Source organism: Mesorhizobium sp. ES1-4, assembly GCF_020164745.1.
Lineage (GTDB): Bacteria > Pseudomonadota > Alphaproteobacteria > Rhizobiales > Rhizobiaceae > Mesorhizobium.
Genome location: NZ_JAIUGV010000006.1, coordinates 27,713 through 41,930 on the forward strand (window position 1 = coordinate 27,713; position 14,218 = coordinate 41,930).

At 63.9% G+C, this 14,218-nt stretch carries 12 protein-coding genes; 4 read left to right on the forward strand and 8 right to left on the reverse strand.

The annotated features are described in order from the left end of the window. Positions 1-40: 40 nt before the first annotated feature. The 7 genes from LB556_RS12855 to LB556_RS12885 form a co-directional block, all read right to left on the reverse strand. Entirely contained in the window at positions 41-352 is a 312-nt protein-coding gene (locus tag LB556_RS12855; RefSeq protein ID WP_224567578.1) for a formate dehydrogenase subunit delta, read from the reverse strand. Continuing rightward, on the reverse strand, positions 342-1,166 hold the full coding sequence (fdhD, locus tag LB556_RS12860; RefSeq protein WP_224567579.1) for a formate dehydrogenase accessory sulfurtransferase FdhD: 825 nt from the start codon (positions 1,164-1,166) through the stop codon (positions 342-344). Before fdhD ends, LB556_RS12855 begins: the two co-directional genes overlap by 11 nt. Before the next feature lie 280 nt (positions 1,167-1,446). Next, positions 1,447-4,359, reverse strand: coding sequence for a formate dehydrogenase subunit alpha (gene fdhF, locus LB556_RS12865; RefSeq protein ID WP_224567580.1), 2,913 nt, complete (start codon positions 4,357-4,359; stop codon positions 1,447-1,449). Positions 4,360-4,369: 10 nt separating this feature from the next. Next, complete coding sequence (locus LB556_RS12870; protein ID WP_224567581.1) at positions 4,370-5,926, reverse strand: formate dehydrogenase beta subunit; 1,557 nt, start codon at positions 5,924-5,926, stop codon at positions 4,370-4,372. Next, positions 5,923-6,402: a formate dehydrogenase subunit gamma gene (locus tag LB556_RS12875; protein WP_224567584.1), complete on the reverse strand. Its 480-nt coding sequence runs from the start codon at positions 6,400-6,402 to the stop codon at positions 5,923-5,925. The genes LB556_RS12870 and LB556_RS12875 overlap by 4 nt, the downstream gene beginning before the upstream one ends. A 191-nt stretch (positions 6,403-6,593) precedes the next feature. Then, positions 6,594-7,493 carry a LysR family transcriptional regulator gene (locus LB556_RS12880; RefSeq protein WP_224567586.1) on the reverse strand — a complete coding sequence of 300 codons (900 nt, stop codon included), beginning with the start codon at positions 7,491-7,493 and terminating at the stop codon, positions 6,594-6,596. Between the two features lie 105 nt (positions 7,494-7,598). Continuing rightward, positions 7,599-7,976 carry a VOC family protein gene (locus tag LB556_RS12885; RefSeq protein ID WP_140612735.1) on the reverse strand — a complete coding sequence of 126 codons (378 nt, stop codon included), beginning with the start codon at positions 7,974-7,976 and terminating at the stop codon, positions 7,599-7,601. Between the two features lie 216 nt (positions 7,977-8,192). On the opposite strand from LB556_RS12885, the gene LB556_RS12890 reads away from it, so the two are divergent. Then, complete coding sequence (locus LB556_RS12890; RefSeq protein ID WP_224568095.1) at positions 8,193-9,365, forward strand: Mrp/NBP35 family ATP-binding protein; 1,173 nt, start codon at positions 8,193-8,195, stop codon at positions 9,363-9,365. A gap of 17 nt (positions 9,366-9,382) precedes the next feature. Here LB556_RS12890 and LB556_RS12895 read toward each other — a convergent pair whose 3' ends face one another. Continuing rightward, positions 9,383-9,832, reverse strand: coding sequence for an SRPBCC family protein (locus tag LB556_RS12895; RefSeq protein ID WP_224567588.1), 450 nt, complete (start codon positions 9,830-9,832; stop codon positions 9,383-9,385). 151 nt (positions 9,833-9,983) lie between these two features. Between LB556_RS12895 and LB556_RS12900 the strand changes: the two genes are divergently transcribed. From LB556_RS12900 to chrA, 3 genes are all read left to right on the forward strand, one after another. Beyond that, the gene (locus LB556_RS12900; RefSeq protein ID WP_224568097.1) at positions 9,984-11,789 is read left to right on the forward strand and encodes an IlvD/Edd family dehydratase; all 1,806 of its coding nucleotides are present in this window, start codon (positions 9,984-9,986) and stop codon (positions 11,787-11,789) included. A 170-nt stretch (positions 11,790-11,959) separates the two neighbouring features. Continuing rightward, positions 11,960-12,784 carry a chromate resistance protein ChrB domain-containing protein gene (locus LB556_RS12905; RefSeq protein WP_224567590.1) on the forward strand — a complete coding sequence of 275 codons (825 nt, stop codon included), beginning with the start codon at positions 11,960-11,962 and terminating at the stop codon, positions 12,782-12,784. Then, the gene (gene chrA, locus LB556_RS12910; RefSeq protein ID WP_224567592.1) at positions 12,781-14,172 is read left to right on the forward strand and encodes a chromate efflux transporter; all 1,392 of its coding nucleotides are present in this window, start codon (positions 12,781-12,783) and stop codon (positions 14,170-14,172) included. Before LB556_RS12905 ends, chrA begins: the two co-directional genes overlap by 4 nt. The last annotated feature ends 46 nt before the right edge of the window (positions 14,173-14,218 follow it).

The window sequence follows — 14,218 nt, forward strand, 5'->3', positions numbered from 1 at the left end:
CTTTAGCAAAGAAAAATATAAGCCAGCGCGGCGGCTGGAGCTATCCCTGCGACGCGGCGACGTCGCCAGGCGAGGCCTCGAGCCCGAGCTTGAGATCGGCCTCCGCCGGCGTGATCGGGCGCTTGATCCTGGCCGAAGCGGCCACCACCAGTTCGTCGAAACCCTCATGACCGCTGTCCAGCATCTCGAAGAACTGGCGCCGCATCCTCGGCTCCCAGAATTTGTTGATATGCTCGGCAACGCCGGCAACGCCCTCCTCACGAGGCCTGGAGTGGAAAAAGGCGGCGATCTGGTTGGCCATGCGCACCAGCTTTTCCTTGGTGCTCATGATGTGGTCTTCGTCATGCGACATGCTGGGCAACTCCGGAGATCACCCGGTCAGGGTGGGTAAAAACATCGAAATCGTCGCCGCGCACCAGCGCCACCAGCGTCATGCCGGCTTCCTCCGCGGTGCGGATGGCAAGGGCGGTCGGCGCCGAGACGGCGATGATGAAGGCTGAACCGATTGCCGCCGTCTTCTGCACCATCTCGACCGAGACGCGTGACGTGACGACCACAGCGCCCGACGCGCCATCGATATCGGCCTTGGCCAGCGCGCCCGCCAGCTTGTCCAGCGCATTGTGGCGGCCGACATCCTCGCGCGCCATGACAACGCCCTTGCCCGGCACGTAGAAGCCTGCGGCGTGCACGGCGCCAGTCTCTGTATGCAGCGGCTGCACCTTCGACAGGAGCTTGACCGAACGGGTGATGTCGTCGGCATTGAGCGTAAGCTTCGACGCACCGACCGGATCGACCGAGCGCATCGCTTCCTCGATGGATTCGATGCCGCACAGCCCGCAGCCGACCGGTCCGGCAAGCCGCCGCCGCCGCGCCTCGAAGCGCGTATTGGCCTGGTCCTTCAATCGGATCTGGATGTCGATTCCGGCGCCATGATCCTCGACCTCGATGGCTTCGATCTCATCACGCGCAGCGATGATGCCTTCAGTGAGCGAGAAGCCGAGCGCGAAATCCTCGAAGTCGGCGGGGCTCGCCATCATCACCGCATGCGTGGTGCCGGCAAAGGAGAACGCCACCGGCGTCTCCTCAGGCACCATGCGGTTGGCCGCAGCCGTGCCGCTGGCGCGGTGCGCGAGACGAGAGATCTGAGAGATAGGAGGGCGGGTCACAGGGCCCCAACCTCTGGCCTGCCTGCCATTTCGCTTAGGAAGCGTCGAAGCTTTCCTGCGTCAACTGGCGTTTGCTCTTCCAGGCCGTCCCCCACTCCGTCGCTGCTCCGCAGCGACACCTCTTCCCCCTCCGGAGGGAGAGGAAGGGCGCCTCCCGGCAAAGGCTCGCGCCTTTTCTCTCCCCCGTCGATCGGGGGAGAGGTGGCGAGCGAAGCTCGACGGAGTGGGGGTCGACCAACCGTCGAGATTGAAGCTCTTGTTGTCGAATGCCTCGACACAGCTACTCCGCCGCCTGCAGCGGAGCGATGCGGCGGCTCTGCTTGGCTTGTTCATCATAGTCGCGCTGCCATTCCGACGGGCCGTTGGAAGCGCCGACCTGCACCGCGGTCACCTTGTATTCCGGACAGTTGGTCGCCCAGTCGGAGAAGTCGGTGGTGATGACGTTCGCCTGCGTGTCGGGATGGTGGAAGGTGGTGTAGACCACGCCCGGCGACACCCGGTCGGTGATCAGCGCGCGTAGCGTCGTTTCGCCAGAACGGCTGGTCAGCCGCACCCAGTCGCCATCGCGCAGGCCGCGGTTTTCTGCGTCGTGCGGATGGATTTCCAGCCGGTCCTCGGAGTGCCACATGACATTTTCGGTGCGCCGCGTCTGCGCGCCGACATTGTATTGCGACAGGATGCGGCCTGTGGTCAGCAGCAGCGGGAAGCGCGGCCCGGTCCTTTCGTCCGTCGCCACATATTCGGTACGGATGAACTTGCCCTTGCCACGCACGAAGCCGTCGACATGCATGATCGGCGTGCCGAGCGGCGCCTTGTCGTTGCAGGGCCATTGAACGGAGCCGACGCGGTCGAGCAGGTCGAACGAGACGTTGGCGAAGCTTGGCGTCGTCTTGGCGATCTCGTCCATGATTTGCGACGGATGCGTATAGTTCCAGTCGAGGCCGATCGCGCGGGCGAGTTCCTGCGTCGCCTCCCAATCGGCGTAGCGCGCCTTCGGTTCCAGCACCTTGCGCACCATGTTGATGCGGCGCTCGGCATTGGTGAAGGTGCCGTCCTTCTCGAGGAAGGTCGAACCGGGCAGGAAGACATGCGCGTAGTTCGCCGTCTCGTTGAGGAAGAGGTCGTGCACGACCACGCATTCCATGGCGGCAAGGCCGGCGGCGACATGCTTGGTGTCGGGATCGGACTGCAGAATGTCCTCGCCCTGGATGTAGATGCCCTTGAAGGAACCGTCGACGGCGGCATCCAGCATGTTGGGAATGCGCAGGCCGGGTTCGTCGTCCAGCTTCACGCCCCACAGGCTCTCATAGATGTCGCGCACGGCATCGCCCGAAATGTGGCGATAGCCCGGCAGTTCATGCGGGAACGAGCCCATGTCGCACGAGCCCTGCACGTTGTTCTGGCCGCGCAGCGGGTTCACGCCGACGCCCGGCCGGCCGATATTGCCGGTGGCCATGGCCAGGTTGGCGATCGCCATCACCGTGGTCGAGCCCTGGCTGTGCTCGGTGACGCCGAGGCCGTAGTAGATCGCGCCATTGCCGCCCTTGGCGTAGAGACGGGCAGCGCCGCGGATCAATTCGGGATCGACGCCGGACAGCTTGCCGACGGTTTCGGGGCTGTTTTCCGGCAGGGCGACGAAGGATGCCCAGTCCTGGAATTCTGCCCAGTCGCAACGCTCGCGGATGAAGGCCTCGTCGAAAAGTCCCTCGGTGACGATGACATGCGCCAGCGACGTTAGCACGGCGACATTGGTGCCTGGCTTCAGCGGCAGGTGGTAGTCGGCTTCGACATGCGCCGACTTGACCATCTCGGTGCGGCGCGGATCGAGCACGATCAGCTTGGCGCCCTGGCGCAGCCGCTTCTTCAGCCGAGATGCGAACACCGGATGCGCCGAAGCCGGATTGGCGCCGATGATGACGGCGACGTCGGTGAATTCGACGGAATCGAAATCCTGCGTGCCGGCCGAGGTGCCGTAGGTCTGGCCGAGCCCATAGCCGGTCGGCGAATGGCAGACGCGCGCGCAAGTGTCGACATTGTTGTTGCGGAAACCCTGCCGGACCAGCTTCTGGACGAGATAGGTTTCCTCATTCGTGCAGCGCGAGGAGGTGATGCCGCCGATCGCGGCACGGCCGTACTGGTACTGGATGCGGCGGAATTCGTTGGCGGTATGGGCGATCGCCTCTTCCCAGCTCACTTCGCGCCAGGGATCGCTGACCTTTTCGCGGATCATCGGCGACAGGATGCGGTCCTTGTGGGTGGCGTAGCCATAGGCGAAGCGGCCCTTCACACAGGAATGGCCGTGGTTTGCCATGCCCTCCTTGTAGGGCATCATGCGCACGACCTCGTCGCCCTTCACTTCGGCCTTGAAGGAGCAGCCGACGCCGCAATAGGCGCAGGTGGTGACGGCGGAGCGCTCCGGCAGGCCCTTTTCGAGCACGGTCTTCTCGCGTAGCGCATCGGTCGGACAGGCCTGCACGCAAGCACCGCAGGACACGCATTCGGAGGTGATGAAATCCTCGTGCATGCCGGCCACCATGCGCGATTCGAAGCCGCGCCCCTCGATGGTCAGCGCGAAGGTGCCCTGCACCTCTTCGCAGGCGCGCACGCAGCGCGAGCAGACGATGCACTGCGCCGGATCGTAGGTGAAATAGGGGTTGGACTCGTCGCGGGCGATGTAGTCGACCGCCAGCGAGCCATGGCCGGGCGCGACGCCGCCTTCTTCCTTGACGTGGTTGCGGCCCTCGACGCCGTAGCGGTTTTCGCTCAGGCCGACCGATTTCGCGACCGCGTCGAACTCGCTGGCTCCGGTTCCGGCCTTCTCGTTCCAGCCGGTCGGATGGTCGGAGACGTAGAGCTCCATGACGCCGCGACGGATGGCATCGAGTCGTTCGGACTGCGTGCGCACCACCATGCCTTCGCCGACCGGCGTCGTGCAGGACGCCGGCGTGCCGCCGCGTCCTTCGATCTCGACGAGGCAGACGCGGCAGGAGCCGAACGAGTCCAGCATGTCGGTGGCGCAGAGTTTCGGGATTTCGACCCCGCCTTCCATCGCCGCGCGCATGATCGACGTGCCTTCCGGCACGCTGATGCTGCGGCCATCGACGGTCAGCGTGACCTGCTTCTCAGCCTTCGATTGCGGCGTTCCGTAATCGAGTTCTTCGATGAGCGTCGGGAAGTCGGCCTTGATGTTCATCTGCCAGCTCCTATTCAGCAGCCACGCGCGTCGGCGCGGGCTTGAAATCTTCGGGGAAATGCGTGATCGAACTCATCACCGGGTAGGGCGTGAAGCCGCCCAGCGCGCACAGCGAACCGAACTTCATCGTGTTGCAGAGGTCGGTGACCAGCGCGAGGTTCTTCTCCGGTTCGATGCCGGCGGCGAGCCTGTCTATGGTTTCGACGCCCCGCGTCGAGCCGATGCGGCAAGGCGTGCACTTGCCGCAGCTTTCGATGGCGCAGAATTCCATGGCGAAACGTGCCTGCTTCAGCATGTCGGCAGTATCGTCGAAAACTGTGACGCCGGCGTGGCCGATCAGTCCGTCGCGCTTGGCGAATTCTTCGTAGTCGAATGGCGTGTCGAACAGCGCGCGCGGGAAGTAGGCGCCGAGCGGCCCGCCAACCTGCACCGCCTTGACCGGACGTCCAGTGGACGTCCCGCCGCCGATATCGTCGACGATCTCGCCCAGTGTCAGGCCGAAAGCGGTTTCGAACAGGCCGCCTTGCTTGACGTTGCCGGCGATCTGGATCGGGATCGTGCCGCGCGAGCGGCCCATGCCGAAATCCTTGTAGAAGGCGGCGCCCTTGTCCATGATGATAGGCACCGAGGCCAGCGAGATCACGTTGTTGATCACCGTCGGCTTGCCGAACAACCCTTGTATCGCGGGCAGCGGCGGCTTGGCGCGCACCACGCCGCGCTTGCCTTCCAGGCTGTTGAGCAGCGAGGTTTCCTCGCCGCAGACATAAGCGCCGGCGCCGACGCGTATTTCCATGTCGAAGGCGTTGGGCGAGCCCAGCACATTGACGCCGAGCACGCCGGCCTTGCGGGCGATTTCGACGGCCCTGTTCATCGTTGCCACCGCGTGCGGATATTCCGAGCGGACGTAGACGAAACCCTTGGTCGCGCCGGTGGCGATGCCGGCGATGGCCATGCCTTCGATAAGCACGAAGGGGTCGCCCTCCATGATCATGCGGTCGGCGAAGGTGGCGCTGTCGCCCTCATCGGCGTTGCAGACGATGTATTTGCGCTCCGATGTCGTATCGAGCACCGTCTTCCACTTGATGCCGGTCGGGAAGCCCGCGCCGCCACGGCCACGCAAGCCGGACTCGGTGACTTGTTTGACGATGTCGGCCGGCGCCATGGCTACCGCGTTCTGCAGGCCCTTCAATCCGCCGAGCGATTTGTAGGCGTCGAGCGACAGCGGGTCGTTGATCCCACAGCGCGCGAAGGTGAGGCGCGTCTGCTTGGCCAGGAAGGGGATCTTGTCCGGTGCGCCGAGCCAGCGCTTGTGGTGCCCGCCGGTGAGAAAACCGCTGTCGAACAGGCTCTTGACGTCCGACGGCTTCACCGGCCCGTAGGCGACACGGCCATTGGCTGTCGCCACTTCGACCATCGGTTCCAGGAAATAGGCGCCGCGCGAGCCGTTGCGCACGATCTTGGCTTCGATGCCCCGCTCGGCGAGTTCGTTTGCGATCGCCTTGGCGACCTTTTCCGCGCCCAGCGCCAGCGCGCCGGAATCGCCGGGAATGTAAATGCGTGGGGTCATGAGCGCACCTCGGCGACGATCTCGTTGATCTTGTCGTCATCGAGCCGTCCGATCACCTCGCCGTCCAGCATCGCCGACGGCGAACAGGCGCACAGCCCGAGGCAATAGACCGGCTCGAGCGTAACCGAACCATCACCCGTGGTCTCATGGAAATCGATGCCGAGCAACTGCTTGACCCTGGCGGCGACCGCGTCCGAACCCATCGACTGGCAAGCTTCCGCCTGGCAGAGCTTCAGCACGTGCCGCCCGGCTGGGCGGGCACGGAAATCGTGATAGAAGGTGACCACGCCGTGCACTTCGGCCCTGGAGAGGTTCAGCCCGTCGGCGATGACGGGAAGTGCCGCCTGCGGCACATGGCCGAACTCTTCCTGGATGCCGTGAAGAATAGGCAGCAGCGGACCTTCAAGGTCCTTCAGATCTTGAACAATCGCCGCTGTGCGCGATGCGATCTCGGTACTTGCAGGCTGCATCGTCATGCAGCACCCTCCCTGGTCGTGGTGTCCAATGTATGTCGCCCAAAAGTGCAAAGCGGTTTTGGAGCAACGACATGCACAGGCGCAATATCGCTAAGTGCTTAAGAAATCAGAGGAAACCTCCGAAATCAATAAAGCCGTTTCGTTGCTCGATAGAAAATTTCTATCAAGCGCTGTCGCTCAGCACTTCTAGCCTAGCGCTGGGTACGGAAATCGTCTGCCAGCGCCATCGCCTCGTCAAGCAGCGCCTGCACCAGTGGCGTGTGCGGCTCACGCGGCGCGGCGACCAGCCCGACCGTGTGGCTGGCATCGGGCTCGACGATCGGGATGGCCCGGATCGGCTCGGAAAAGCCGAATGTTTCCGCGAGGTTGAGCGGCATGATCGATGACCATTTACCGGTCCGGATGTGCGAGAACAGGACGATCATCGAATTGGATTCCAGCGTCGGTCGCATCTGCACGCCCGCTTCGGCCAGATGTTGGTCGATGATGCGGCGGTTCTGCATATCCGGCGTCAAGAGGCAGAGCGGCAGGCTGCTGAGCTCCGCCCATGTCACTTTGTCGCGGTCGAAATAAGGGTTCCCGACCGCCGTGATCAGCTGATAGCGCTCGTCGTAGAGCGGCACGCTGGTCACCCGCCCAAGCGGCTCGTTGTCGAGATAGGTGATGCCGGCGTCGATGTCGAAATTGCCGAGCAGCGACAGCACCTCTATCGATGTGCGCGACAGCACCGAAAAGGTGACGCCGGGGTGCTTGGCCCGAAACGGTGTCGTCAGCCGTGCCACCATGGCAAGGGCCGTGGGGATGGCGGCGATGCGGATGCGTCCGGAAAGGCCGTAGCGCGCCGCCCGCATCTCCTCGCGCAGGGTTCTTGAGTCGCCGACGATGCGGCGCGCCCAGACCAACACCTGCTTGCCCTCCGGTGTCAGGCCCTGGAAGCGCGAGCCGCGCAGCACCAGCATCACGCCAAGCTGGCCTTCCAACTGCTTGATGCCGGCCGACAAGGTCGGCTGGGTGACGCCGCACACTTCAGCCGCCCGGCCGAAATGCTCCTCCTTGGCCAACGCGATGAAGAATTCCAGCTTGTCGATCATCGACGCAAGCTATCGGGCGCAGAACGGCTGCGCCAGATGGTGCCGGCGTCACAACGACACGATCCCGCCGTCAGGCAGGGGATGGCCGTTGCTGCGTGGTCATCGCTATTTGTCCACGAGGTTCAGGATGTTGCCGTCAGGATCCTTGAACCAGGCAACCTTCATGCCGTGGCCGACATGGATGTCGCCTTCGAGCGACAGGCCCGGCATCTCGTAGTGTTCGAAGGCGACACCCTTCGATTTCAGCGACTTGACGATCGGCTCGATCTGGTCGCCGACAGTCCAGGTGACCGCCGTCGCCTTGTTGGTGCCGGCGAATTGTGAATGATAGACGTTGATGAGGGTGCCGCCGCTCTTGTACACGACCAGTTCGCCTTCCATGTCGTCGACCTGTTTGAGGCCGAGCGTTCCCTCATAAAAGGCCTTCGCTTTTGCCAGATCCTTCACAGCGAGATTGGCCGTCGCGTTGCTGTTTTCGAGCATGACCGTCTCCTTTCCTGGTTGTCGTTCTCATGCCGATCATCGAAATAGCGCTGCATGGCCTGTTGACGACGGTCACATGCCGATTTGTCCGGCCGCCCGGCGGGGAAGGCGGCGGATGGATGCGGCGATGTGCCTCTATCTTTTTCAGGGCAGGCCGATGCAGCTTGGTTCCGTCCGGAAACTGCATTATCTGAACCGGCAAACGCCAAGGGAAAGATCATGGCCGTAACCAAGGAAATCGTCGTCGAGCGCCTGAAGACGGTGAACGGGCCGGATTTCACCGGCAACATCGTCGACCTCGGCATGGTTTCCGAGATTTTCATTGCCGACGCAAAAGTCTTCTTCTCGATCACGGTTCCGGCCGCCCGTGCGCAGGAAATGGAGCCGTTGCGCGCCGCTGCCGAGCGGGTCGTCAAGGCGATCCCAGGAGTCGCTGGCGCCGTGGTGGCGCTGACGGCGGAAAAGAAGGGCGGCGGCATGGAAGCGCCGGTCCCGCAACGCCAGGCGCCAAGGCCGGCGCCATCCGCGGCGCCTCAACGTCCCGTTCCGCATGCGCCTGCTTCGCAGAGCCACGGCAAGCGTGGTGTGCCCGGCATCGAGGCGATCATCGCGGTTGCCTCCGGCAAGGGCGGCGTCGGCAAGTCGACCACTGCCGTCAATCTGGCGCTCGGTCTTGCCGCCAACGGCCTGCGGGTAGGCGTGCTCGATGCCGACATCTATGGCCCGTCCATGCCGAGGCTGCTCAACATCCATGGCCGGCCGCAGACGGTCGACGGCAAGATCCTGAAACCGATGGAGAATTATGGCCTCAAGGTGATGTCGATGGGTTTCCTCGTCGATGAGGAGACGCCGATGATCTGGCGCGGGCCGATGGTGATGTCGGCGCTCACCCAGATGCTGCGCGAGGTTGAATGGGGCCGGCTCGATGTGCTCGTCGTCGACATGCCCCCCGGCACCGGTGACGCCCAGCTGACCATGGCACAACAGGTGCCGCTGGCCGGCGCCGTCATCGTCTCGACGCCGCAGGACCTGGCGCTGATCGATGCCCGCAAAGGTCTCAATATGTTCAAGAAAGTCGACGTTCCGCTGCTCGGCATCGTCGAGAACATGAGCTACTTCCTCGCCCCGGACACCGGCAGGCGCTACGATATTTTCGGCCATGGCGGTGCGCGCCGCGAGGCCGAGAGGCTGGGTGTCGCCTTCCTCGGCGAGGTGCCGCTGGAAATGGGCATTCGCGAGAGCTCGGACGCCGGCACGCCGGTCGTCGTCTCGAAGCCCGGCGGCGCCGAAGCGAAAATCTATCGCGATATAGCGGCCAAGGTCTGGGACAGGGTCAATGAGGAACGCGGCGCGGCCGAAGCTGCCGTGCCGAACATCGTGTTTGAGTGACGCCCCGAGGGCAGGGATCAGCCGCCGACTTTCTCACTGAATGCCGAGAAGAACTGTCCAGCCAGTTTCTTCGAGGTCGACTCGATCAGGCGGCTGCCGAGCTGCGCGATCTTGCCGCCGACTTCTGCCTTGGCCGCGTATCTGAGGACCGTCGCGTCCGGCCCGTCGGCGGTGAGCGTGACGTCGGCGCCGCCCTTGGCGAAGCCGGCGATGCCGCCCTTGCCTTCGCCCTGGATGGTGTAGGCGTGCGGCGGCTTGAGGTTCTTCAGCGTCACTTCGCCGTTGAAGGTCGCTTTGATCGGCCCGATCTTGAGCACCACCCTTGCCGCCATCTCGGTCGCCGATTTCATTTCCAGGCTCTGGCAGCCCGGAATGGCGTCCTTCAGGATGGCTGGATCATTAAGCGCTTCCCACACTTTCTGCACGGGTGCGGCGATACGTTCCTCGCCTTCGATCACCAAAGCCATCAAAACCTCCCCGATCGCCAATGTCGGATTGGTCGTAGCGCGCGGCTCGACGGCTGTCTATCGCACCAAAGTCCGGATTCAGATCACGCGTGCCCCTTGCCTGCATCCGCGCGTTGTCATATCGATTTGTCATACAAATACGGAGACCATGATGGCCGGCGCCCCCACGAAAAAGAAAAAATTTCGCTCGCAGGAGTGGTTCGACAATCCCGACAATCCGGGGATGACGGCACTCTATCTGGAGCGCTACCTGAATTACGGGCTGACACGCGCCGAGCTGATGTCGGGCAAGCCGCTGATCGGCATCGCCCAGACGGGCTCCGACCTTTCGCCCTGCAACCGGCACCATATCGAGCTCGCCAAGCGCGTGCGCGAAGGCATCGTCTCGATGGGCGGTATTCCTTTCGAATTCCCCTGCCACCCGATCCAGGAGACCGGCAAGCGGCCGACGGCGGCCCTTGACCGCAACCTCGCCTATCTCAGCCTTGTCGAGGTGCTTTATGGCTATCCGCTCGACGGCGTCGTGCTGACCATCGGCTGCGACAAGACCACGCCCGCCCTGCTGATGGCGGCGGCCACCGTCAACATCCCGGCCATCGCGCTGTCGGTCGGCCCGATGCTCAATGGCTGGCACAAGGGCAAGCGCACCGGCTCGGGCACCATCGTCTGGGAATCGCGCCAGCGCCTGTCGGCCGGCGAGATCGACTATGACGAGTTCATGGACATCGTCGCGTCCTCGGCGCCGTCGACCGGCTATTGCAACACGATGGGCACCGCCACCACGATGAATTCGCTCGCCGAGGCGCTCGGCATGCAGCTGCCCGGTTCGGCCGCCATCCCGGCGCCGTACCGCGAGCGCGGCCAGATCGCCTACGAGACGGGCAAGCGCATCGTCGACATGGTGCACGAGGACCTGAAGCCCTCCGACATCATGACGCGCGCGGCCTTCGAAAACGCCATCGTCGTCAATTCCGCGATCGGCGGCTCGACCAACGCGCCGATCCATCTCAACGCCATCGCGCGCCATCTCGGCGTGCCGCTCGACAATGACGACTGGCAGAAGATCGGCCTCAAGGTGCCGCTTATCGTCAACCTGCAGCCGTCGGGCGAATATCTCGGCGAGGACTATCATCACGCCGGTGGCGTGCCGGCGGTGGTGGCCGAACTGATGAAGGCTGGAATGCTGCCGCATCCCGGCGCCTTGACCGTCAATGGCAAGTCGATCGGCGACAACTGCGAAGGGGTCGCGAACGAGAACACCGACGTCATCCGCACCGTGGCCGAGCCGCTGAAGGCCAATGCCGGCTTCATCAACTTCAAGGGCAATCTGTTCGATTCGGCGATCATGAAGATGAGCGGCATCTCGCCCGAATTCCGCGAGCGCTACCTGTCCAACCCGAACGATCCGGAAGCCTTCGAGGGCAACGCCATGGTCTTCGACGGCCCGGAGGATTACCACGCCCGCATCGACGATCCGGCGCAAGGCATCGACGAGCACACCATCCTGTTCATGCGCGGCGCCGGTCCGGTCGGCTACCCCGGCGGCGCCGAGGTCGTCAACATGCAGCCACCGGCCTATCTCATCAAGAAGGGCATCCATTCGCTGGCCTGCATCGGCGACGGCCGCCAGTCGGGCACGTCGGGCTCGCCGTCGATCCTCAACGCCTCGCCGGAGGCCGCGGTCGGCGGTGGGCTGGCGCTGCTGAAGACAGGCGACCGCGTCCGCATCGATCTCCGGAAAGGCACCGCGAACATCCTTGTCAGCGACGACGAAATCGCGCGGCGGCGCGCCGAACTGCAGAACGATGGCGGCTATCACTATCCCAAGCACCAGACGCCGTGGCAGGAGATCCAGCGCGGCATGGTCGACCAGTTCTCGGCCGGCATGGTGCTGAAGCCGGCGGTGAAATACCAGGACGTCGCGCATACGATGGGCATCCCCCGCGACAATCACTGATTGTTTGCGTCCGCGACAGCGGCGGCTTGATCGGGATCGAGCCGCCGCTTGCCTTCCTTGACAAGCGCGCCCAACAAATCCACCATCGGGGCAAGGGGTGCATCGCGACGACCCCGTGAGGCGTCAGCCCAACGTTCGCGTCCAGGCTTCTCTATCAGGAGGTGGACGCCATGCCGTCAACAACCGCTATCACCGTTTCGCAACTGTCCCGTCTCGTCGGTCTGCCGGGCGCGCCCGCAATCGTCGACGTACGCGTCGATGAAGATTTCGATGCCGATCCGCGCCTGCTGCCGGCCTCGGGCCGGCGCGATTTCAGAACCGTTTCGACATGGGCGCCCGATTTCACGGGCAAGTCGGTGGTGGTCGTCTGCCAGAAAGGCCGGAAACTCTCGCAAGGCGTGACTGCCTGGCTGCGGCACGAGGGGATTGCCGCCGAAACCCTCGAAGGCGGCTTCGAAGCGTGGCGCGACGCCAAGGCGCTTCTGGTGCATTCAGGCAAGATACCGTCCCGTGACGAGAAGGGCCGAACCATTTGGGTGACGCGGACCCGCCCGAAGATCGACCGCATTGCCTGCCCCTGGCTGATCCGGCGTTTCGTCGATCCTCATGCGGTCTTCCTGTTTGTCGATGCGGCCGAAGTGCCTGATGTCGCCGACCGCTTTCAGGCCGTGCCGTTCGATATCGACAATGTGTTCTGGAGCCATCGCGGCGAACGCTGCACCTTCGACACGATGATCGAGGCGTTCGGGCTGGAATCCGATGCGCTCGATCGCCTTGCCTTGATCGTGCGCGCCGCCGACACCGCGAGGCTCGACCTGGTGCCCCAGGCTGCCGGCTTTTTGGCCGCCTCGCTTGGCCTGTCGCGTATGTTTCGCAATGATCTAGAACAGCTTGAAGCAGGCATGCTGCTGTATGATGCCTTCTTCCGCTGGTGTCGCGACGCCACTGAGGAAACCCATAACTGGCCCGGTGCGGGCGCGGATAAACCATCATGACCGCTTCGTTGCCGGACGACCGAGGGGCGAACGTCGAGGCGCCGGCTGCCCCGACCTTCGCCGAGGCCACGAAGGTGTGGGCAAGAATCGGGCTGCTCAGCTTCGGCGGGCCGGCCGGGCAGATCGCCATGATGCACAAGGAACTGGTCGAGGAACGGCGCTGGGTCGGAGAACAGCGGTTCCTCCATGCGCTGAACTACTGCATGCTGCTGCCCGGCCCGGAAGCCCAGCAACTCGCGATCTATATTGGTTGGCTGTTGCACAGGACGGCCGGTGGCCTTGTCGCCGGCATCCTGTTCGTCGTGCCGGGCGCGCTCGTCATGCTGACCTTGAGCAGCCTCTATGCACTTTATGGTGATGTGCCACTCGTCGCGGCGTTGTTTTTCGGGGTGAAGGCGGCGGTGCTCGCCATCGTCATCGAGGCGGTGATCCGGATCGGACGCCGTGCCCTGAAGAACCGGGTCATGGTGTCGATAGCGATCGCCGCGTTCGTTGCCATCTATGCATTGAATTTGCCATTCCCCCTCATCATCCTGCTCGCGGGCCTGACAGGTTGGCTGGGGGACCGCGTTGCCGCGGGCCTGTTTTCCGGCTCTGCCCACGGCAAGGGTGACACCGCCGACATCAAGGGAGCTGTCGACCTGATGTTCGAGCGCGGCGAACTGACCCACGTCAACCCGACGACATGGCACGCGCCGCGTACGGTTGCCATCTGGCTGCCGATCTGGCTCGGTCCTGTTCTTGCGCTCTGGTGGTTCACCGGCTCAACGAGTGTCTGGACCGAGATAGGCCGGTTCTTCAGCCTCATGGCGGTCGTCACTTTCGGTGGCGCCTATGCGGTCCTTGCCTATGTCGCGCAGGCGGCCGTGCAGTCCTTCGGTTGGCTTGCCCCGGGCGAAATGGTCGATGGCCTTGGGCTGGCCGAGACCACGCCGGGTCCGCTCATCCTGGTGCTGCAGTTCGTCGGCTTCATCGCGGCGTTCCGCCACTCCGGCTCGCTGGATCCGCTGCTTGGCGGATCGCTCGGAGCACTGCTGACCTTGTGGGTGACGTTCACGCCCTGCTTCTTCTGGATATTCCTCGGCGCGCCCTACATCGAGGCGCTGCGCGGCAACAAGGCGTTGTCGGCCGCGCTGGGCGCGATCACCGCCGCCGTCGTCGGCGTCATCATGAATCTCGCTTTGTGGTTTGCCTTGCACGTCGTCTTCCGGGAGGTGCACGCGGTAGGGCCCGGCATGAATGTGCCGGTTATCTCTTCCATCGACTGGCGCGCGGCACTGCTTTCCTGTGCCGCGATGATAGCCATCCTGAAATTGAAGATCGGCATGCTGCCGACGCTCGCCGGATCGGCTCTTGCCGGTGTCTTGCTGCTGGCGGCGAGTGGCTGAAGCATCGCCCTTCGCATGCCGCTGCCTTTGTATTCAGCCGGTGAAC